Here is a 19,018-nt window from a genome sequence, read left to right as displayed (position 1 = left end):
GCACCGTGGACACCGTGGTCTTCGACAAGACCGGCACGCTCACCCGCGGCGAGCCCACCGTCGTCGACCTGCGTCCCGTCGCCGGCCGGGACGGCGACGAGCTCCTCGCCCTCGCCGCCGCCGCCGAGGCCGACAGCGAGCACCCGCTCGCCCGGGCGATCGTCGCCGCCGCCGCCGAGCGCGGGATCGAGCCGCCCAGCGCGACCGGTTTCAGCTCCTCGCCGGCCGTCGGGGTCTCCGCGGACGTCGGCGGCCGCCAGGTGCGGGTCGGCGGTCCGCGCCTGCTCGACGAGACGGGCCTCGACGCGCTCGCGGTCGCGCACACCTGGGGCGAGGACGGGGCCACCGTGCTCCACGTCGTGGTCGACGGACGGGTCCTCGGCGCCCTGGCACTCGCCGACGCCGTCCGCTCCGAGTCCCGCGAGGCGGTCGCCGAGCTGCACCGCCGCGGCCTCCGGGTGGTCATGGCCACCGGCGACTCCCCCGCGGTGGCGCAGGCCGTCGCGCGTGACCTGGAGGTCGACCGCGTGTTCGCCGGCGTCCGTCCCGAGGACAAGGCCACCACCGTCGCCACGCTCCAGGACGAGGGACACCGCGTCGCGATGGTCGGCGACGGCGTCAACGACGCTCCCGCCCTCGCCCGGGCGGACGTCGGGCTCGCCATCGGCGCCGGCACCGACGTCGCCATCGGCTCCGCGGGCGTCGTCCTCGCCGGGGACGACCCGCGTGCCGTCACCTCCGTCATCGACCTCTCCCGCGCGAGCTACCGGAAGATGGCCCAGAACCTGTGGTGGGCGGCCGGGTACAACCTGGTCTCGGTGCCGCTCGCGGCCGGCGTCCTCGCGCCGCTCGGCGTCGTCCTGCCGATGTCGGTCGGGGCCGTCCTCATGTCCGTCTCGACCGTCGTCGTCGCCCTCAACGCTCAGCTCCTGCGCCGCCTCGACCTCCGACCGGGCTCGTCCGACCGTCGGGCGGACGGCGACAGCCGCCCCTCGGCGCCGGTGGCGCCGACGTCAGCGGCGCGTGAGTGAGTCGGGACCCCGGTACCGTGCGGCGCGTGCAGGAGTGGGCGCGGCGCGCGGGGGTGGTCCTCGTGGCGATGGCGATCGTGGCCCTGCACCACCTCGTCGCCGCTCACCAGCACAGCGACGGCGACGACGTCCGCCCGACACCGGACACGGGCCTCGTGGTCGGCGTCGCGAACCTGCACGTCCACCCGGACCCGGGCTCCGACGGCCATGACGGGACCGGCGGCACGGTGCTGCTGTACCTCTCGCTCGCGGTGATCGCCGCGGCGGTCGTGTGGTGGGTCGCGCTCGTCCCGGGTCCCGCGACGGCGGGCGTCCTCCCGGGACCGCGCCGCCGGCACCACCGGGTCCGTCGCGGTGCGGCACGACCGCCACCTGGTTGTGCCCGTCTGGCTCAGCTCCAGGTCCTGCGGGTCTAGATCCCGCCCGCCGACGCATCCGGCCGACCGGGCCCGATGCGGCGGCGTCACGACCTGTCCACCTGAGCCCGCTCCGCCACAGACGTCGAGGACCACCACGTCATGACCACTGACGAAGACCTGGCTCGCCGGAAGGGCGAGCGGGATGCCGCGCTCGCCCTGGCCGGCGACCGACGACAGCGGGAAGCCGCCGGCGACACCGTCGCGCTCCACCCCGCGGACGACTGGGCGTCGTCAACCCACCCGGAGGCATACCTCGACGGCGCCGAATCCGTCCTCGGCTACCGGCCGCGCCTCATCACCTGAGGATCCACGGCGTCGGCGGCTGACTCAGTCCTTCCGCGACACCTTGATGGCGGCGCCCAGCGCCGCGATGCAGACCACGGCCACCAGGATCACGACCACCCCGGTGTTGCGGTGCAGGCCGAAGTACGTCATCGCGGCGACCAGCGCCAGCAGCACGACACCGGCGATGACGAGAGTCCCGCGTGACATGGCCGGGATCATGGCAGGTTCGACCGCGGCCGTCGCGGAATGACCGCCCCGTGGCGCGACGTTCCCCTGGTGTGGGTCCGGTCCGCCGAGGTCGGGCCCCGACGGACCGGGACGACCGGTCAGGAGGAGCACCACGATGGTCGATGTCAGCCCTGTCCACCCCGCGGAGCCGGTCCGCACCGTGCGGGTCCCCGAACTCGTCGGTGCCGCGGCCACCGATGCGCACGACCTCGCCCTCGACGCGGGCGTCCTGGCCGTGGCGGCCAACGCGACGCACACCGCCGCCGGCCGCAGCCTCATCGACCGCCAGGACCCCGACGCGGGCGCCGAGGTCGAGCACGGAGCGATCGTGAGGATCTGGATCAGCTCCTGACGCAGAGAGGCACGATCACCGGACGAAGACCTCCGCGGCGTGGGCCGTGTCGATGTACTCGCGCACCGCCGCGACCCGGCCGTCGACGATGTCGAAGACGTGCACCCCGCGGTTGTGGTACTCGGTGCCGTTGACCGAGGTGGCGCGCACCTCGATCTCCAGGAAGGCGTGCGACGCGTCCTCGGTGAACCCGAGCACGGTGACGTGCGGCCCGTCGACCAGCGACGCGCGCACGTGGGACATGAGGTCCGCGACCTCGTCCTTCGCGTAGGTGCGCGCGAGGCGGAACGGCCCGTCCGGCCTGCCCCAGACCGTCCACGTGAAGTCGTCGGTCGTCAGCGCGAGCCCCGCCTCGAGCCCGTGCTCGGCCATGGTCTCGCGGAAGTGCAGGGCCACGGATCCCATCGGTCCTCCTCGACGAAGCCGCGAACGCCACCGTATCCACCCCGTGTTGACGTGACAACACACGGACGTGTGCCCGCGACCGGGTGCGCCGACCTCGCCGAGGTTGTGTAGCGTCGGCGCCGTTGCAGGTTGTGTTTTCCTTCGCTGGTCGAGCGCCGGATCACGTGACACCGGCTCGCTCCCGCGGGGAATCCCCGACGTGGGCCCGGGCAGCACCGCGGCGGAGCTCTCCGCCGACGGTCGTCCGCACGAGGAGAGGTACCCCATGACAGAGGGAACCGTGAAGTGGTTCAACGCCGAGAAGGGCTTCGGCTTCATCGCCCCCGATGACGGGAGCAAGGACGTGTTCGTCCACTTCTCCGCCATCGAGTCGAGCGGCTACCGCTCGCTCGAGGAGAACCAGCGCGTCGAGTTCACCTCCAGCCAGGGCCAGAAGGGCATCCAGGCCGACTCGGTCCGCCCCCTCTGACGCCCGAGACGTCGCAGCACGCGCCGAACGCCCGGCCCCACACCGTGGGTCCGGGCGTTCGTCGTCGGAAGAGTCGTCACCGCCCTCCGACCACACGGGTCGCGGGCGCGCCGCTCACGGGTGACGGGAACGGGACGCCGATGAGCTCCTGGGAGACCTCCCACACCCGGGCGGCCTCCTCGGCGCTGCGCAGCGGGCGGTAGAGGCGCTGCTCGGCGGGGGCGCCGCCGACGTTCCCCGGGCCGCGGGGCCCGTAGAAGCGGCCGCCCGCCTCGGGCGAGGTCGCGGCGAGGAGGGCCGGCAGCCCGGCGCTCTCCGGGGTGCCGACGAGGATCCCGCGCGCGGACAGGGCGCTGATGAGGCGCCGACCCCGGGCCGGCTGGTCGCGGCCCAGCTCGGCGCGGGGCATGAGCAGGCTGGTCGGGGCGACGCCGGGGTGGGAGGCGTTGCTCGTGATGCCCCACCCGCCGGCCCGGCTGCGGCGGTCCAGCTCGAGGGCGAACAGCCCGAAAGCGATCTTCGACTGCGAGTACGCGGCCATCCCGTTGCCGTAGCCCTCCTCCCACTGCAGGTCGTCCCAGCGGACCCGCCCGCTGCGGGCGGCGACGCTGAGCTGCGAGGTCACCCGGGCGCGGCCCGCGCGCAGCAGGGGCAGCAGGTGCGCGACCAGGGCGACGTGGCCGAGGTGGTTCGTGCCGAACTGCAGCTCGAAGCCGTCCGTGGTGGTCTGCCGCTCCGGCGGCGTCATGACACCGGCGTTGTTGATGAGGATGTGCACGGGCCGGCCCTCCTCGCGCAGGGTGGCGCCGAGCGCGGCGACCGAGGCCAGCGAGGACAGCTCGAGCTCGCGCACCGAGACGGTCGCGCCGGGCGTCTCCTCGCGGATGGCGGCGACGGCGTCCGCACCCTTGCGCGGATTGCGCACCGGCAGGACGAGCTCGGCACCGGCGGCGGCGAGCCGGCGGGCGATGCGCAGGCCGATGCCGTCGCTGCCGCCGGTGAGGACGGCGCGGCGCCCGGTGAGGTCGGGGACGGTGATGTCGGGGGTGCGGGACATGGTTCCTCCTGGAGGGGTGGGTGAGCGGGATCAGGCGGGGACGGTCTCGGTGACGGTGCGGCGCGCGGCGACGAGGGTGACCGCGGCGAGCGCTGCGAACGCGGGCACGGCGGCGACGCCGAGGGCGGCCAGGACGGCGGGCTGGTCAGCGAGGTAGGCCAGGCCGCGCGCGGCGAGGTTGAGGGCGTGCAGCGCGACGCCGGCGAGCGTGCTCGACGTGTAGACGCGCAGCAGCCGGGGGTGGTCGCGCCAGTCGGCCGGGCCACCGACCAGGCGGTTGACCAGCGTGCCGGTGACCGGGCGGCGCACCAGGACCGAGCCGAGGAAGAGCACGCCGAGCGCGGCGGGGATCAGGGTGGGGAGCAGGAAGAACGCGCGGGCTTCGCCGGAGAACGCGGCGATGCCGGCGCACACACCGGCGACGGCCAGCCCGACCAGCGCCCCGCGCAGCGGCTGCCGGCGCGCGAGCTGCACGCCGAACGTGAGCGGGGCGGCCACGGCGAGGGCGGCGAACGCCCACCCGAGCCCCGCGACGGCGTCGGCGACGACGAAGGCGACGGCGGGCGCGGCGGCCACGAGGATGCCCGTGACACCGCCGGACCGGGCGAGGCTGACCCGCATCGCCCCCGACAGCGTCGTGGGTCCGGCGGGCGCCGGGCGAGCGATCGGGACGGTCACGGCGGACGCGGGGTCGTGCGGCACGGGGAGCTCCCAACGGGTCGGTGGCCGGTCACCGACGACGGTCGTCCTCCGCCGCGCGCGCAACCACGGCCTGCCGGTCCGTGGCTCCGCGGGCCACCCCTGCGCCCGGTATGGGTGGATCGACGATCCGTGGCTGCGCGGTGCCCGGCGCCGGTAGAACGGGGGTCGGACCCCCAGGGAGAGGCTCACGACATGATCGACCGCGCCGGGCTGGCGGCCTTCCTGCGGCGTCGGCGCGAGGCCCTGCAGCCCGAGGACGTCGGCCTGCCCCGGGGCGCGAGGCGCCGCACCAGCGGCCTGCGCCGCGAGGAGGTCGCGGCCCTGTGCCACATGTCCAGCGACTACTACGCGCGCCTCGAGCGCGAGCGCGGGCCGCAGCCCTCACCGCAGATGATCGCCTCGATGGCGCAGGGCCTGCACCTCTCGCTCGACGAGCGTGACCACCTGTTCCGCCTCGCCGGCCAGCACCCGCCGGCGCGGGGCGCGGGCGGCGAGCACATCAGCCCGGGGCTGCTGCGCATCCTCGACCGGCTCACCGACACCCCCGCCGAGATCGTCACCGAGCTCGGCGAGACGCTGCGCCAGACCCCGCTGGCGGTGGCGCTGACCGGGGACACCACCCAGTACACGGGCCCGGCGCGCAGCATCGGCTTCCGCTGGTTCACCGACCCCGCCGCCCGCGACCTCTACCCCGCCGAGGACCACGACCTGCTCTCGCGGCGCTTCGTCTCGGGCCTGCGGTCGGCGGTCGCGCTGCGGGGCCCCGGGTCGCGCGCCGCGCAGCTCGCCGAGCTGCTGCTGCCCCGCAGCGAGGAGTTCCGCGCGCTGTGGGACACCCACGAGATCGGGGTGCGTCCCGACGGGCTCAAGCGCCTCGTCCACCCGGAGGTCGGCGCGCTCGAGCTGCACTGCCAGACCCTGCTCGACCCCGACCAGTCCCACCTGCTGCTGGTCTACACCGCGGTCCCCGGCAGCGAGAGCCACGACAAGCTGCAGCTCCTCTCGGTCATCGGCGCGCCGGCGGCGTCGTGGCACCGGCACCACGAGGCGGCCGGCTCCCCCGGGGACCGCTGATGGCCTCCACGGTGATCCCGACCTCGATCCCGCGCGGCCCGATCACGCTGGCCGGCCACCTCCACGTGCCCGACGGCGACGAGGCCCGTCGCCGTGCGGCGATCGTGCTGGCGACGCCGGGCAGCAGCGTCAAGGAGCAGATCGGCGCGACCTACGCCCGCCGCCTGGCCGACCGCGGGTTCGTGGCGCTGACGTTCGACCCGGCCTTCCAGGGCGAGAGCGGGGGCGAGCCGCGCGACCTCGAGGACCCGGCGGAACGGGTCGCCGACCTGCGGTGGGCCGTGGACCGCGCGACGCGCCTGCCCGGCGTCGATCCCCGTCGCGTCGGCGTGCTCGGTATCTGCGCAGGCGGCGGGTACGCCGTCCGCGCCGCGGCGACCGACCACCGCGTCCGCGCCCTGGGCACCGTCGTCGCGAGCGACATCGGGCAGGCCTTCCGCGCCATGGCCGCCGCGACCCCCGGGGGTGTCGCCGGCGCGCTCGACGCCGCCGCCGACCGGCTGCTGGGTCCCGACGGCGACGCACGGCTCCCCTGGCTCCCGGACTCCCCGGAGGAGGCGCGCGCCGCCGGCGTCACCGACGTCGACCTCCTCCAGGCCGTCGACTACTACCGCACCGACCGCGGCGGGCACCCCCGGTCCACCAACCGCCGCCACCACCGCAGCGACGCGCTGATCCTCGGCTTCGACGCCTTCTCGCTGGTCGACCAGCTCCTCACCCAGCCCGTCCAGGTGGTCGTCGCCGAGCACGGCGAGGGCACCGGGTCCCGCGCCGACGGCGAGCGCCTGGCCCGTCTCGCGCCCGCCGCGCAGGACGTCCTGGTCGTCGAGGGCGCCCGGCACTACGAGATGTACGACCGGCCCGGGTACGTGGACCAGGCCGTCGCGCGCCTCGCCGACTTCTTCGACGCCCACCTGGGGTGACCGCCCGGGTCGCCGCCGTCGTCGCCGTCGTCCTGGTTGCCACCGTCCTGCTCGTCGCGGGGGCGAACGCGGTCGTCGTGCACCGTACGGACCACCTGCTCACGGCCCGGGCCGAGGCGCTGCGGCCCGCGCAGGCGGCGATCGTGCCGGGATCGCTGGTGCGTCCCGACGGCACGCTCGGCGCGGTCGTGCGGCTGCGCGTCGAGACCGCGGTCGCCCTCTACCGGGCGGGCCGGGTGCAGAAGCTGCTGATGTCCGGCGACCACGGGCGGCCGGACGACAACGAGCCCGACGCGATGCGCGACGCCGCGCTCGCCGCCGGCGCCGCCCCCGAGGACGTCTTCACCGACTACGCGGGCTTCGACACCTGGCACTCCGTGCGCCGCGCCCGCACGGTCTTCGCCGTGACGTCCGCCGTCGTCGTCACCGAGGCGGCGGCGGCCCCGCGGGCCGTCGACCTCGCCCGGGCGGCCGGTCTCGACGCCCAGGGACTCACCACCCGCGACGGCGGGCCGACCGGCCGCGAGGTCCTGGCCCGGGTGCGCGGCCTGGGCCAGGCCACCCTGCGCCCGGACGTCGTCGGCGGGCCGGTCCTCCCGATCGACGGCGACGGGCGGACGTCGTGGGCGCGGGCGCCGGGGCGCGTGGGAGGTTGATCCCATGTCACGAGCCGGCGCCGCCCCTGACGCCTCCGCACCCCCGGCGTTCTTCCGCGCCGACGGCGAGCTGCTCGTCCCCCTGCCGCGGGCGACCAGCGGGTGGGGCGGCCCGGACGGGGAGGGCCAGCTGCGCGGCACCGCCGTCAGCGGCGTCCTCGCCCGCGCCGCCGAGCGCGCCGCCGGGGCCCTCGAGGGCGCCGGGCGCTTCCGTCCGGTCCGCTGGACGCTGGACCTCTTCCGGCCCGGGGCGATGATCCCGAGCACCACCGGGGCCACCGTGGTGCGCGGCGGGCGCCGGCTGCGCCTGGTCGATGCGGAGCTGGTGCAGGAGGGCCGCACCGTCGCCCGCGCCACCGTGCTGCTGCTGGCCACCGGCGGGCCGTCCGCCGGCGCGGCGTGGACCGGCGGGCTGCCCGAGACCCCGCCCGCCCCGCCGCCCGACCTCCACCCCGACCCCGCCGAGCCGGCGCTCTACCGCAGCGACGGCGCGTGGTCGACCGACCCGCGCGCCCACACCAACGCCGCGCGCAAGGCGGTGTGGTTCCCCGCCACGCCGCTCGTCGAGGGGGAGGACCCGACGCCCTTCGAGCACGTCGCCGTCCTCGCCGACGCCGCCAACCTCACCAGCAGCTGGGGCACCCGCGGCGTCGAGTTCATCAACGCCGACGCCACCCTGACGCTCACCCGCCTGCCGGCCCCCGGTGACGGGGTCGGACTCGTCGCGACGTCGCGCGTCGAGACCGACGGGCTGGCCACCGCCACGACGACCGTGTTCGACCGCCACGGGGCCCTGGGCAGCGCGATCGTCTCCACGCTCGCCAACGGCGCCCAGGCCGTGGACCCCGCCCGCACCCGCTGAGGTCACCCGGCCCCGCCGATCGGCATACTGGGCGCCCGTGCCTCCCCGACCGTGCCCGTGCGGCCTGCCCGAGCCGATCGACGCCTGCTGCGGCCGGTACCTCGGCCCGTCCGGCGCCCCGGCACCGACCGCGGAGACCCTCATGCGGTCGCGGTACACGGCCTTCGCCACGGGCGACGTCGAGCACCTGCTGCGGACCTGGCACCCCACCACCCGCCCGGCGTCGCTCGAGCTCGACCCCGCGCTGCGCTGGACGCAGCTCGAGGTGCTCGACCGCGTCCGCGGCGGCCCGTTCGACACCGAGGGCGTCGTCGAGTTCCGCGCGCACCACCGCGAGGGCCCGCGCCGCGGGGTCCTGCACGAGCGCAGCCGCTTCGTCCGCGAGGACGGCCGCTGGCTCTATCGGGACGGCACGGTGGGCTGAGAGGCCGGGCTACTCGCCGAAGGCCACCCGGACATCGTCGGTCGTGGTGGGTGAACGCTGCGCCGGCGGCGCGTGCTCGGCCTCGAGCGGGTCGAGCACCACCTCGTCGGCCACGATCGCCGGGTCCACGCGCAGGACCGCGTAGCCGCCCACGGCCCCCGCCCCGAAGCCGGGCGCGAAGATCCGCCGCGGCCGGTCGATCACGCCGTCGCGGACGGCGTCGTGGACGGCGATGGGGATGCTCGCGGCCGACACGTTGCCCATCGACTCGATGTTGAAGTAGAGCTGGTCGGCCGAGAGCCCCGCCTTGGCGGCCAGGTCGAGGATCATCGTCTTGTTGGCCTGGTGCGGGACGATCAGCTCGATGCTCTCCAGCAGGGAGCGGCCCGGGTCGTCGGGGTCGGTCTGGTCGCGCAGCTCGCCGAGCATCTGGTCCAGGTAGCGCTGGACCAGGGACTTCACCTCGGGCCCGTAGACGGTGATGTCGTTGTCGAACTCCGGGTTCGGCCAGATGATCGAGTTGACCTCCGAGGCCGGCCCGCTCGCGTAGGTCTGCAGCACCTCGACGTCGACCGGGGCGCCGTCGGCCGCCGGGGCCACGACCATCGCCGCCGCGCCGTCGCCGAAGATCATCCGGGACGTGCGCGCGCTGCCGATCTTGTCGGAGAACTTCTCCACGCAGACGAGCAGCACCGGCCGCTCGACCTCCTGGAGCTGCCGCACCGCCTCGGCGAGCCCGTACGGCAGCCCGGCGCAGGCCGCCACCATGTCCATCGACGTGTGGGTCTGCGCGAGCCCCAGCTCGCCGGAGACCCACGTGGCGATCGAGGGGATCTGGCGGTTGCTGGTGCAGGTGCTGACCAGGACCGCGCCGATGTCCTCGGGCGCCCGGCCGGACTTCGCCAGGGCCGCCCGCGCCGCGTCCAGGGCGAGCTGGTGGGGGTCGCGCGCCGAGTAGCGCCGCTGCCGGATGCCGGTCTTCTTCGCGATCTCCTCGGCGCTCATCGGCGACCACGAGAAGCTGGTGTTGCGGATGACGTCGACGTTGTCGCAGACGTGCTCCCCGCGCACCACCGCCAGGGCCTCCAGCGCGGGCCGCACCCGGAAGGCCTCGCGCACCCGCACGGCGGGGTAGGGCGTCCGGGGCGCCACCGGCTCGACCGGCGCGGCCGACGTCGCCGCCGCGGGCCCGGTGTCGCGGGCCTGCCGGGCCCGCTCGATGAAGGCCACGACGTCGCGGTTGCGCGGGTGGAACGTGACCACGAAGTCGTCCGGGCCGATGTCGGCGGGGTGGCGCAGCGTCGTGCGGGACCCGTCCCACGGGTAGAGGTTGTGCAGCACCATCGCCCAGCGCGTGAGGGCCTCGAGCTCGGGCACCTCCTCGTCGGCGTCGAGGATCTCGTCGATCGCGAAGACGTGGTGGTCCGGATCGTGCTCGGGCATCACGAAGGTGAGCGCGTCCGGCTGCGCGACGAACTCGGCGACCGTCGGCTTGATCGCGGGCAGCTCCGTGGCGTGGTGCAGCTTGTGCCGGAACACGTCGAAGAGCAGGGCGAAGACGCGGTCCTCGGTCCCGGTCGCCCACCTTGCCGGCAGCTCCTGGTAGGCCCGCTCGACCGCCGCGACCTTGCGCTCGCGGTCCTCCCACGGCGTCAGCACCGGCAGGAAGACGTCCTCGCGGTGCCGCGGCACGTCGCGCCACCGCATGGGGCGCTTGTCGAACATCGTCATCGAGTACCGGTTGACCCAGAACAGGTTCTGCCCCAGGTCGCGCAGCAGCTCGAACCGGCTCGGGTAGGAGCCGCTCTCCACCCGGTGCAGGATGTCGGTCCCCGTCGGGGCCTTCGCCTCGAAGTCGCGCTCGATGACGGCGGTGAACTGTTCGAGCGTGTCGAGGACCGTGAAGTCGAGCTCGCCGAAGAAGTTCGCCGGGAAGACGAGACGGCCATGACGGTTGACCACGAACGGCTTCACGGCAGCTCACTCTAGGAGAGCGCGGGGGCCGGAGGGCTAGCGTTCTGGCCATGACCGAGCCGGGTCCGACGCTGGCGGAACTGATGGTCGGCGTCGAGGGGCTGGCGCTGCTCCGGACGCTCTACGCCGACACCGCCGAGGCGGCGCAGGCCCGCACGTCGCGGCTCGACGAGACCCGCGCCCTGCTCACCGGCACGCCCCCGGCCGACCGCCTCGGCGTCGAGCTCGACCTCACCGAGGGGTACGCGCAGTGGGCGGCCACCTACGACCGGCCGCTGCGGCTGTTCGGCGTCGAGGAGCCCCCGCTGCGCCGGCTGCTCGACGCGTTGCCGCCCGGGGAGGTCCTCGACGCCGCGTGCGGCACGGGCCGGTGGTCGGCGTACCTCGCCGGGCGCGGCCACGCCGTGACCGGCGTCGACCGGTCACCGGCCATGCTCGACCGTGCCCGCACCAAGCTCCCCGACGCCCGGTTCCTCGACGGCGACCTGACCCGCCTGCCCCTCCCCGACGCCTCCGTCGACGCCGCGGTCTGCGCGCTCGCCCTCGTCCACGTGGCCGACCTGGCGGCCGCGGTCGGCGAGCTCGCCCGCGTCGTGCGGCCCGGCGGCCGGGTCGTCGTCAGCGACGTGCACCCGTTCCTCGTGACGCTGGGCTGGCAGCCGCAGTTCCCGACCGAGCACGGCCGGGCGTGGATGCGGCTGCACACCCACCTGCCCTCGGAGTACGTCCGGGCCGCCCTCGCCGCCGGGCTGGCCGTCCGCGGCTGCGAGGAGCCGCCGCTGACCACGGAGTCCGTCGCCACGCCGACGGCCGAGCTGATCCCGGACGCGAACCGCGCGGCCTACGTGGGGCTCCCCGGCGTCCTGGTGTGGGACCTCGAGCGGCGCTGAGGGCCGGTCAGCGAGTGGCCGCCGACGGCGGCTCCGCCGGGACGTCGTCCGCCGTGACGGCCTCGGGCTCGGCGTCGACGCCGCTGGGGTCGCCGGCGCCGTGGGTCTGGCTCGCGCCGCGGTCGCGCTCGGCGCCGTCGCGGCGGACGCGGTTGGCCCGGGTCCCGTCGTCGGCGAGGGCGCTCACCGCCCGGCCCGTCCCGTCATCCAGGCGACGCGGCGCTGCTCGTGACGCGGGAGCGCCTCGAGCTCGGTGAGCCACCGGTCGGTGTCCGCATCGGACTCCCCCAGCGCCCGGGCGCGGAAGGCCGCGGCGAGCTCGCGGTCGGCGCGGGCCTCCGCGGCCGTGCGCGGGCGGGGCTGGTGGTCCTCGGGCTGCGCGGCCTGCGTCGACTCGCTGGCCAGGCGGGCGAGCGCGCCGCGGGCGAGCGGGTCGCCCCCGGCCACGTAGGGGTTGTCGTCGGGCAGGTGCGCGCCGACGCGCCCGTACGACCCGACGACGAGCAGGACCAGGCCGGCGGCGATGCTGAAGAACACGTTGGGCAGGCGGAAGGCCAGCAGGTTGGCCGGCGTCGACAGCACGGCCAGGCCGGCGAAGGCCGCCACCAGGAACGCCGCCCCGATCACGATCATCGCGGTCGACGCCGGCCGGCCGCCGCGGATCGCGGTGAGCACGAGCACCGCGGCGGTGACGACCGAGACGGTCGACAGCAGGCCGTTGGTGGACAGGCCGAGCAGGGGCACGCCCCGGGTCTCGAAGGCGGTGAGGCCCCCGGCGAAGCCGAGGATCCCGAAGACGGCGATGACGGCGGCGACCAGCAGCGCGCCGATGCGGTGGACGAGCACGACGCGACGGGAGAGCGGGGCGGGGGCGCCGCGGGCGACGGGGGTCGAGGTGGGCGGGCGGACGGCGGTCATGGCGGCCTCCAGGCTGAAGCCGGTTGTGCACGGTCGGTCGGAACCCCGCGGGCATCCCCGCTCGCCGCCCGTCCCACCCCTCGAGGTCCTCCCCGGTCGTATGACGCGGGCCTCAGGCCGGGCGGGGGACGTGCCGGGTCGGCCGGTACACCAGCTCCTGGATGTCGCCGTCGAGCGTGCGGTGCTCGAGCAGCTCGAGGTCGAAGTCGTCGGCGCCGCCGAAGACCGGGTCGGTACCGGTGCGGCCCGTGAGGACGGGGAAGACCGTCACCTGCAGCCGGTCCACCAGGCCCGCGGCCAGCAGCGCCCAGTTCAGCGTGAGGCTGCCGTGCGAGCGCAGCGGCACGTCGGACTCCTCCTTGAGCCGGCGGACGACCTCGATGCCGTCGCCGCTCGCGACGGTCGCGTCCGGCCAGTCGAGCGGGCCGGTAAGGCTCGACGACACGACCGTCAGGGGCATCGACCGCATGCGCGAGACCCACGGGTCGCGCACGTCGTCGCCCTCGCTGCTCTCGGCGAGCATCGTCGCGAACTGCCGGTACGTGGTGGCGCCGAAGACCATCCGCTGCGGGGTGTCGAAGAAGGCGCGGCGGTGCTCGAGCAGCTCGGGGCCCTGCTTGCCCCAGTAGCCGCCCCAGTCGCCGTCGCCGCCGTAGGAGCCGTAGCCGTCGAGGCTGGAGAAGACGTCGAACGTGTAGGTGGCGGTCATCGTGGCCTCCGGGGAACCGGGGGCCGGCCCGGTGCCGGCCCCTCACCACGACGACGAACGCGCCCCGCGCCGTATCGACATCGCCCCGCCCGGATTTTCCGGATCTACGCGCCGCGGGCGGCGTTCTCCTCCGAGGCGTTGACGACCTGCACCTTGTCGCCGTTCTGGAGCTCGGCGAACGTCGCGCGGGCGTCGTCGGTCTCCATGCGGATGCAGCCGGACGAGGAGCGGGCCGGGTCACCGGCGTGGAAGGCGATGCCGCCGTCGGCGAAGAACGTCGAGTACGGCATGGGGGCGGGGCGCCCGTCGGCCGTGCGGGACTCGCCGCTGACGTGGTGCTCGTCCTTGCGGTAGACGCGGTACGAGTGCCCGACCGGGGTGGCCTTCCCCTCGCCGCCCGAGGCGATGCGCATCGGGCCGCGCACGACCCGGCCGTCGCGGATCAGCCACGCCCGCTGCGACTCGAGGTCGACGCACGCGCGCGTGGACACCGAGCACGGCGTGCCCGGGACGGCCGCCTCGGCGTGCGCCTCGCGCGCCACCGGCGACGACTCGGGCGCCGCGGCGCCGTCGGCGAGGGCCGGCACCGCGAGCCCGCCCACGGCGGCCAGCACCCCACCGGTGACGGTCGCCGCGACCCACCAGCGGCGCGCGGGCCGCGCCGCCGACGTGGCCGGGGTCGAGGCCGCCGACCACCGGTGCCGGCCGGTGCGGGCTGTCGTGATCTCGCTGATGGGTGGACCTCCACGTCGCGGGGAGGGGCGGGCCCTCCGCGTGTGCCGTCGTCCCCCAGAACGGCACGTCCGGGACCCCGCCCGATCCACCGGTCGGGCGACGCCGGGGACGACGCAGCGTCACGGCGCCCGCGACCCGGCGCGCCGCCCGTGATGTGATGGTCGGGTGCCGGACACCCCTGCGCCCGACGCCCGGGCGCGCGACGCGGCACGGCGGCGGGCCCTCGCGGCGGCGGCCCGGGACAGCCCGGCGGCGGGCGGCTTCGCGCGGCGCGTCCGGCCCGAGGAGCGGCGGCGCTACGTCGTCCAGGTGTGGACGACGTCGGCGTTCGCCGCGGCGTGGGTGCTGGTGTTCGTCCTGTCCGGCTCCTGGTTCTTCCTGCTGCTCGCCGGCGCCTGCGCCCTGCTCGCGGTGCTCGCGGCGGCCGCGCTGGCCGTGCTGCGCCGCCGTCCCGACGGCCCACCACCGCCCGACCGAACAGGAGAGACATGGCCGAGATCGCCGAACTGATGCGGGCCAACCTGCTGGGCGTGTTCAACGAGCGCGACCCGGCGCGGCGCCGCGAGGTGATCGCGGCGACCTACGCGCCCGATGTCGAGTTCGCCGACCCGGAGGGCTCGGTGACCGGGCACGACGCCCTCGACGCGAAGGCCCAGGGACTGCTCGACGCCTCGCCGGACCTCGTGTTCTCCCCCGCCGGGTCGGTCCGCGTCGCGGGCGACCTCGGCTACCTCCCGTGGCAGCTCGGCCCCGAGGGCGCGGCGCCGGTCGTGCGCGGCGTCGACATCGCGCTGGTCGCCGACGGGCGCATCGCGCGCCTGTACACGCTCCTGCTCACCGACTGAGGTCCCGGCGCGGGTCGGTCACGCCGCCCGGCGCCGCGAGGGCCTCGAGGTCCCAGCGGGCGCGGCCCGCCCCCGCCCGGTAGGCGCTCTCGTAGAAGTCGAGCACGGTCGCGCGCGGGTCCGCCGTCGCGCGGGCGTCGGCGTAGGTGAGCACCGCGAGGTGCGAGGACCCGGCCTCCCGCCACGTCGCGGCGGCCGGGCGCAGCGGCTCCTCGGCGACGCCGGCGGGCTCGGGGGCGGTGTAGGAGTAGAAGGCCGGCTCGCGCGTGACCGGGTCGCCGAACCAGAAGCCCGCGCTGACGACCTCGCGCGAGTAGGCCTCGCGGGTGATCGGGTCGACGGCCGGTCCGTGCTCCACGACCCGGTCGGAGAACCGGGTGACCGCGATGTCGAAGGTGTGCCAGAAGTGGTGCACGGGGCTCGTCTTGCCGGCGAAGTCCGCCGCGAAGGCCTCCAGCACCATGTTGACCTGGCCGAGGACCGTCCAGTACCGGGTGACGGCGGCCGGGTCGTACGTGGCGTGCTCGGTGTCCTGGGCGAACGGGCGGTCGTGGTCGGGCAGGTCGAACGGGCGCGGGTCGGCGATCTCGACCTCGACGCCGAGCGCCGCGAGCGCGGCCGTCAGGTCCGCGTGGAACACCGCCACCGACCGGCCGGTCAGCGGGAACGACGTGCGGGTGCCGCGCGAGGTGGCGATCTCGAGGCGGTGGTCGACCAGGTCGAGGTCGATCGCGAACACGAGGGCGCCGTCGACGCTCATCGGCCGGGTCGTCAGGCCCCGCCCGGTGAGGTGCAGCGGCACGTTCCACCAGTGGTTGCGCCGGGGGCTCGCGGCCAGCCGCACCTTGCCGACGACCTGCACGAAGCGGTGCAGCGTCTCGCGCGTGGCGGTCCAGGAGTCGTAGGGCAGGTCCGGGAAGAGCTCGGTCGTCACGCCGCGAGACTCCCCGACCGCGGGGCCCGGCGCATCCGTCGGTCGACCGCCGTCGTCGCGGCCTGCTCAGGACGGCTGGTACGGCGGCGCGACGCCCCAGCCCCACCGCGGCGTCGGGGCGTGCTCGACGACGGCCGCGTCGGGCCGGGAGTTGTGCATCGCCAGCCGCGTGCCCCACTCGACGTAGCCGACGAACGCGGCGCGGAACTCGGGGTCGTCGGGCAGGCCGGCGTCGTCGGCCGCGCGGCTCATCGTCTCGGCGAAGCGGCGGCGCTGCTCGGGGGTGATCCGCAGGTCACGGTGGTGGGCGAGCATCCGCTCGTAGCCCCCGAGGGTCGCGGTGTAGTCGGCCGGCCCGCCGAACACCTCGATCCACCACAGCGTCACGTGTGCGCGGTGCTCCTCGGAGACGCCGCCGGGGAACAGTCCGGCGAGGAGGTCGTCGCCCTCCACCCGGTCGTAGAAGGCGTCGACGAGACGGCGGAACGCCTCGGCGCCGCCGGCCCACGCGTACAGCGTCGGAGTCATTGCAACAACGTAATCACCGAGCCATCAGTGCGGCCAGCCTCCCGTAGGGCAGCGCGTCCGCGTCGGCGAGCGCCTCCCACCCGGCGGGCACGGCGTCGACGATGGCCAGCGCCCGGGCGAGCGCGGCGCGGTAGAGCGACGAGCCGAAGCTGATCCGCCGCACGCCGAGCGCGGCGAGCGCCGCGAGGTCGATGTCGAGGTCGCTCGACGCCAGGACGTTGACCGGCACGCCGTCGGCGGCTCTCCCGATCTCGCCCAGCAGGCGTTCCACCGAGCCGAGCTCGGCCCCGGTGCGCTGGACGCCCGGCACGAACAGGCAGGTGGCGCCGGCCTCGCGGTAGCGCGCGAGGCGCGCGGCGGCGAGACCGGGCCGCTCGGCGGGCTCGCCCACGGGGTTCCAGAAGACGTCGGTGCGGGCGTTGAGCACCGCGTCCGGCGAATCCCCGGCGACGGCGGCGGCCGCCGCCGCGACGATCTCGGTCTGGAGCCCGACGTCCCGCAGGTCGCCGGTGGCCGGGTCGGTGTCCTCGATGTTCACCCCGGCCGCCCCGAGGGCGAGCGCCCGGGCGACGGTCTCGTGCACCTGCTCGGGCGTCGACCCGAAGCCCGCCTCGAGGTCGACGGTGACCGGCACGTCGCCCGCCGCGCCGATCACGGCAGCGGCCGCGGCGAGCGCCGCCTCGCGCCCGATCGCCTCGCCGTCGGGCCGGCCCGCGACGGCCGCCGCGGCGGCGCTCGACGTCCCGAGCGCGACGGTGCCCGGCCGCGCCGCCAGCACCCGGGCACTGCCCGCGTCCCAGGCGTTCGGCATGAGGAAGAGCTGGTGGTGGGCCCGCGCGAAGCGGGTCGCACGGTCCCCGACGGTGGTCACGAGGTCACCGTAGGGCGGTGTCACTGCGGCGGGCGCCGAAGCGTGTCAGCTGAAGACGAGCACCTCGTCGCCGCGGCGCAGGTGGTCGAAGTAGGCCGTCGCGGCGGCGGCGTCGAGGTGGACGCAGCCGTGGGACGACCCGGCGAGGCTGCCCTGGTGGAAGGCGATGCCGCCCGGGGCGAAGAACACCGCGTGCGGCATCGGCTCGTCGAACTCGCTCGAGACCTGGTCGGCGTTCTTGCGCCCGACGTGGAACAGCCCGGTCGGTGTCGCGGAGCTCGTGGGGCCGGGCGGCACCCGGCCCGTCTCGTCGCCGGGGAGGAACGGCACCGGCCCGTAGACGACCGCGCCGTCGCGCTGCAGCCAGCTCTGCCGGGTCCGCAGGTCGACGCACGCCACGACCTCGGGCGGGCAGGCGGCACGGTCGGCGATCCCGGCCGGGGCCGCCGGCGCCGAGGCGGCGGGGGCCGGCGCCGCGGCAGGGACCACGGCAGGGGCCGCGGGCGCCGCCGGGGTGTGACCACCGGCGCCGAGCAGCGCCACCACGGCGGCGACGACGAGGGCGAGCACGGCTCCCCCGGCCACTCCCCCGACGAGGAGGCCCGGGCGCCGGCCACTCCTGCGATGCGTTGCCACCGCGCCCGAGTATGGACCCACCCCGGCAGGCGCCCGTCGTCAGGAGGGGCCGGGGACCGTCGCGTCGCGGAGCAGGCCGGTCGCGGGGTGGCAGTTGACGTACTCGTAGTACTGCTCGTCGGCCCGCACCACCGAGACCTCGTGGTAGAGCCGCAGCGTCGTGAACCGCCGCGCGAGGCTCACGAAGGCGACGAACACGCGCAGGTGTGTCGGGTGCGTCTCGGCCCACTGCTCGAGGCGGTCGAGCGAGCGCCAGTGCGAGATCGCGTAGGTCTTGTCCAGCGGCGTGCCGTCGAGGTCGATGTAGCGGACGTAGCGGTTGCTGTAGCAGCCGAGACGCTGCCCGCGGTCGCGCAGGAAGTCCATCGCCGCCCGCAGCGCCGGCTCGACCTCCGTCTCGTAGAGCTCGTGCTCCTCCGGCCCAGCGTCCGACCAGTCCTGCCCCGATCGGATCAGCGCGAGGTCGTCGTGGCCCCGCACGACCACACGCCCCCCACCGCCCTGCGCGGTGAGCTCCCCCGAGGGCCGCATCCGGTCGGTCTGCGAGCGCGGGATGCGGTCGCGCATGGAGCCCCAGTAGGCGTGCTCCTCGATCTCGTCGCTGACCCCGTCCATCACCCCGCCGACGCCGGGCAGCCGGTCGGTGAAGGGGTAGAGCGTCTCGAACCCGTCGACGCGCGGGGAGAGGATCTCGCGGAACACCCCGACGTCGCCCGTGAGCCGCTCGTCGGCGTCCCACCAGCCGGCCACCTCGGGCCGGGCGAGCCAGCGTCCGTACGTCCCGGGGTCGCGCCAGTACCCGACGGCGACGAGGTTGTCCGCGCCGGCCGCGTCGCGGTGGTGGGTCACGTCCCACGTGCCCGGGCCGTCGGGCAGCCCGAACTGGTCGACGATCTGCCGGAGGACGGCGAACGCCGTGTCGCGGTGCTCCTCGCCGCGGTACTGCACGCCGAGGTAGCCCATGACGACCTGCGTGACGTCCTCGCCCGCCCGCGCCACCCACACCGGGAACGGCGGCCGGTAATCCTCGCCGGCCCGCCGCGTGAGCGTGCGCGGGCACTGCAGGTGCGTGTCGATCGCCGACTCCACGA

27 protein-coding genes are annotated in these 19,018 nt (G+C 75.7%); 13 read left to right on the top strand and 14 right to left on the bottom strand.

Going from position 1 to position 19,018, the window contains the following annotated elements; translation table 11 throughout:
• From ABD994_RS10675 to ABD994_RS10665, 3 genes are all read left to right on the top strand, one after another.
• Positions 1-1,031: HAD-IC family P-type ATPase (locus ABD994_RS10675; RefSeq protein ID WP_345413920.1), on the top strand; the 1,031-nt coding region annotated here is incomplete at its 5' end.
• 26 nt (positions 1,032-1,057) lie between these two features.
• The gene (locus tag ABD994_RS10670; protein ID WP_345413918.1) at positions 1,058-1,447 is read left to right on the top strand and encodes a hypothetical protein; all 390 of its coding nucleotides are present in this window, start codon (positions 1,058-1,060) and stop codon (positions 1,445-1,447) included.
• Between the two features lie 102 nt (positions 1,448-1,549).
• The gene (locus ABD994_RS10665) at positions 1,550-1,753 is read left to right on the top strand and encodes a hypothetical protein (protein ID WP_345413916.1); all 204 of its coding nucleotides are present in this window, start codon (positions 1,550-1,552) and stop codon (positions 1,751-1,753) included.
• Between the two features lie 24 nt (positions 1,754-1,777).
• Here ABD994_RS10665 and ABD994_RS10660 read toward each other — a convergent pair whose 3' ends face one another.
• Positions 1,778-1,942, bottom strand: coding sequence for a hypothetical protein (locus tag ABD994_RS10660; RefSeq protein WP_345413914.1), 165 nt, complete (start codon positions 1,940-1,942; stop codon positions 1,778-1,780).
• Between the two features lie 136 nt (positions 1,943-2,078).
• On the opposite strand from ABD994_RS10660, the gene ABD994_RS10655 reads away from it, so the two are divergent.
• Entirely contained in the window at positions 2,079-2,315 is a 237-nt protein-coding gene (locus tag ABD994_RS10655) for a PASTA domain-containing protein (protein WP_345413912.1), read from the top strand.
• Positions 2,316-2,330: 15 nt separating this feature from the next.
• Here the strand turns inward: ABD994_RS10655 and ABD994_RS10650 are convergent, their stop codons facing one another.
• The gene (locus tag ABD994_RS10650; protein ID WP_345413910.1) at positions 2,331-2,720 is read right to left on the bottom strand and encodes a nuclear transport factor 2 family protein; all 390 of its coding nucleotides are present in this window, start codon (positions 2,718-2,720) and stop codon (positions 2,331-2,333) included.
• A 265-nt stretch (positions 2,721-2,985) separates the two neighbouring features.
• Between ABD994_RS10650 and ABD994_RS10645 the strand changes: the two genes are divergently transcribed.
• Positions 2,986-3,189, top strand: coding sequence for a cold-shock protein (locus tag ABD994_RS10645; RefSeq protein WP_345413908.1), 204 nt, complete (start codon positions 2,986-2,988; stop codon positions 3,187-3,189).
• A gap of 76 nt (positions 3,190-3,265) precedes the next feature.
• On the opposite strand, the gene ABD994_RS10640 is transcribed toward ABD994_RS10645, so the two are convergent.
• Positions 3,266-4,246: an SDR family oxidoreductase gene (locus ABD994_RS10640; protein WP_345413906.1), complete on the bottom strand. Its 981-nt coding sequence runs from the start codon at positions 4,244-4,246 to the stop codon at positions 3,266-3,268.
• 30 nt (positions 4,247-4,276) lie between these two features.
• Complete coding sequence (locus tag ABD994_RS10635; protein ID WP_345413904.1) at positions 4,277-4,948, bottom strand: DUF3159 domain-containing protein; 672 nt, start codon at positions 4,946-4,948, stop codon at positions 4,277-4,279.
• 192 nt (positions 4,949-5,140) lie between these two features.
• Between ABD994_RS10635 and ABD994_RS10630 the strand changes: the two genes are divergently transcribed.
• Genes ABD994_RS10630 through ABD994_RS10610 form a run of 5 tightly spaced genes read left to right on the top strand, consistent with a single transcriptional unit; the run spans position 5,141 to position 8,887 of the window.
• A complete protein-coding gene (locus ABD994_RS10630; RefSeq protein ID WP_345413902.1) occupies positions 5,141-6,022 on the top strand; it encodes a helix-turn-helix transcriptional regulator in 882 nt (293 codons plus the stop codon).
• A complete protein-coding gene (locus ABD994_RS10625; protein WP_345413900.1) occupies positions 6,022-6,945 on the top strand; it encodes an alpha/beta hydrolase in 924 nt (307 codons plus the stop codon). Before ABD994_RS10630 ends, ABD994_RS10625 begins: the two co-directional genes overlap by 1 nt.
• Positions 6,942-7,601 (top strand): SanA/YdcF family protein, encoded by a 660-nt coding sequence (locus tag ABD994_RS10620; RefSeq protein ID WP_345413898.1) that lies wholly within the window; start codon positions 6,942-6,944, stop codon positions 7,599-7,601. The genes ABD994_RS10625 and ABD994_RS10620 overlap by 4 nt, the downstream gene beginning before the upstream one ends.
• A 4-nt stretch (positions 7,602-7,605) precedes the next feature.
• Complete coding sequence (locus tag ABD994_RS10615; protein ID WP_345413896.1) at positions 7,606-8,463, top strand: acyl-CoA thioesterase domain-containing protein; 858 nt, start codon at positions 7,606-7,608, stop codon at positions 8,461-8,463.
• Positions 8,464-8,500: 37 nt separating this feature from the next.
• Entirely contained in the window at positions 8,501-8,887 is a 387-nt protein-coding gene (locus tag ABD994_RS10610; RefSeq protein ID WP_345413894.1) for a YchJ family protein, read from the top strand.
• A gap of 9 nt (positions 8,888-8,896) precedes the next feature.
• On the opposite strand, the gene ABD994_RS10605 is transcribed toward ABD994_RS10610, so the two are convergent.
• On the bottom strand, positions 8,897-10,861 hold the full coding sequence (locus tag ABD994_RS10605; protein ID WP_345413892.1) for a 3-oxoacyl-[acyl-carrier-protein] synthase III C-terminal domain-containing protein: 1,965 nt from the start codon (positions 10,859-10,861) through the stop codon (positions 8,897-8,899).
• Positions 10,862-10,911: 50 nt separating this feature from the next.
• Here ABD994_RS10605 and ABD994_RS10600 point away from each other — a divergent pair, with 50 nt between their 5' ends.
• Positions 10,912-11,751 carry a class I SAM-dependent methyltransferase gene (locus ABD994_RS10600; RefSeq protein ID WP_345413890.1) on the top strand — a complete coding sequence of 280 codons (840 nt, stop codon included), beginning with the start codon at positions 10,912-10,914 and terminating at the stop codon, positions 11,749-11,751.
• 7 nt (positions 11,752-11,758) lie between these two features.
• On the opposite strand, the gene ABD994_RS10595 is transcribed toward ABD994_RS10600, so the two are convergent.
• The 4 genes from ABD994_RS10595 to ABD994_RS10580 all read right to left on the bottom strand — a co-directional run bounded on the left by ABD994_RS10595 (position 11,759) and on the right by ABD994_RS10580 (position 13,992).
• Positions 11,759-11,938, bottom strand: coding sequence for a hypothetical protein (locus tag ABD994_RS10595; protein WP_345413888.1), 180 nt, complete (start codon positions 11,936-11,938; stop codon positions 11,759-11,761).
• On the bottom strand, positions 11,935-12,669 hold the full coding sequence (locus tag ABD994_RS10590) for a DUF4383 domain-containing protein (protein WP_345413886.1): 735 nt from the start codon (positions 12,667-12,669) through the stop codon (positions 11,935-11,937). The genes ABD994_RS10595 and ABD994_RS10590 overlap by 4 nt, the downstream gene beginning before the upstream one ends.
• A gap of 112 nt (positions 12,670-12,781) precedes the next feature.
• Positions 12,782-13,378 carry a dihydrofolate reductase family protein gene (locus ABD994_RS10585; protein ID WP_345413884.1) on the bottom strand — a complete coding sequence of 199 codons (597 nt, stop codon included), beginning with the start codon at positions 13,376-13,378 and terminating at the stop codon, positions 12,782-12,784.
• A gap of 104 nt (positions 13,379-13,482) precedes the next feature.
• Positions 13,483-13,992: a L,D-transpeptidase gene (locus tag ABD994_RS10580; RefSeq protein ID WP_345413882.1), complete on the bottom strand. Its 510-nt coding sequence runs from the start codon at positions 13,990-13,992 to the stop codon at positions 13,483-13,485.
• A 286-nt stretch (positions 13,993-14,278) separates the two neighbouring features.
• Here ABD994_RS10580 and ABD994_RS10575 point away from each other — a divergent pair, with 286 nt between their 5' ends.
• A complete protein-coding gene (locus tag ABD994_RS10575) occupies positions 14,279-14,623 on the top strand; it encodes a hypothetical protein (protein ID WP_345413880.1) in 345 nt (114 codons plus the stop codon).
• A complete protein-coding gene (locus ABD994_RS10570) occupies positions 14,602-14,958 on the top strand; it encodes a nuclear transport factor 2 family protein (RefSeq protein WP_345413877.1) in 357 nt (118 codons plus the stop codon). The genes ABD994_RS10575 and ABD994_RS10570 overlap by 22 nt, the downstream gene beginning before the upstream one ends.
• Here the strand turns inward: ABD994_RS10570 and ABD994_RS10565 are convergent.
• The 5 genes from ABD994_RS10565 to oxdA form a co-directional block, all read right to left on the bottom strand.
• Positions 14,948-15,892: a DUF5996 family protein gene (locus ABD994_RS10565; RefSeq protein ID WP_345413875.1), complete on the bottom strand. Its 945-nt coding sequence runs from the start codon at positions 15,890-15,892 to the stop codon at positions 14,948-14,950. The two genes, ABD994_RS10570 and ABD994_RS10565, sit on opposite strands and share 11 nt — an antisense overlap.
• 66 nt (positions 15,893-15,958) lie before the next feature.
• Positions 15,959-16,420 carry a group II truncated hemoglobin gene (locus ABD994_RS10560; protein ID WP_345413873.1) on the bottom strand — a complete coding sequence of 154 codons (462 nt, stop codon included), beginning with the start codon at positions 16,418-16,420 and terminating at the stop codon, positions 15,959-15,961.
• Positions 16,421-16,433: 13 nt separating this feature from the next.
• Positions 16,434-17,291 carry an isocitrate lyase/phosphoenolpyruvate mutase family protein gene (locus ABD994_RS10555; RefSeq protein WP_345413871.1) on the bottom strand — a complete coding sequence of 286 codons (858 nt, stop codon included), beginning with the start codon at positions 17,289-17,291 and terminating at the stop codon, positions 16,434-16,436.
• Between the two features lie 45 nt (positions 17,292-17,336).
• Positions 17,337-17,876 (bottom strand): L,D-transpeptidase, encoded by a 540-nt coding sequence (locus ABD994_RS10550; protein WP_345413869.1) that lies wholly within the window; start codon positions 17,874-17,876, stop codon positions 17,337-17,339.
• Positions 17,877-17,966: 90 nt separating this feature from the next.
• The gene (gene oxdA, locus ABD994_RS10545; RefSeq protein ID WP_345413867.1) at positions 17,967-19,016 is read right to left on the bottom strand and encodes an aliphatic aldoxime dehydratase; all 1,050 of its coding nucleotides are present in this window, start codon (positions 19,014-19,016) and stop codon (positions 17,967-17,969) included.
• Positions 19,017-19,018: the final 2 nt, after the last annotated feature.

Source organism: Actinomycetospora chlora, assembly GCF_039542135.1.
GTDB lineage: Bacteria > Actinomycetota > Actinomycetes > Mycobacteriales > Pseudonocardiaceae > Actinomycetospora > Actinomycetospora chlora.
Note: the sequence above shows the minus strand (reverse complement) of the source record. Positions and strands in the feature narration are given on the sequence as shown.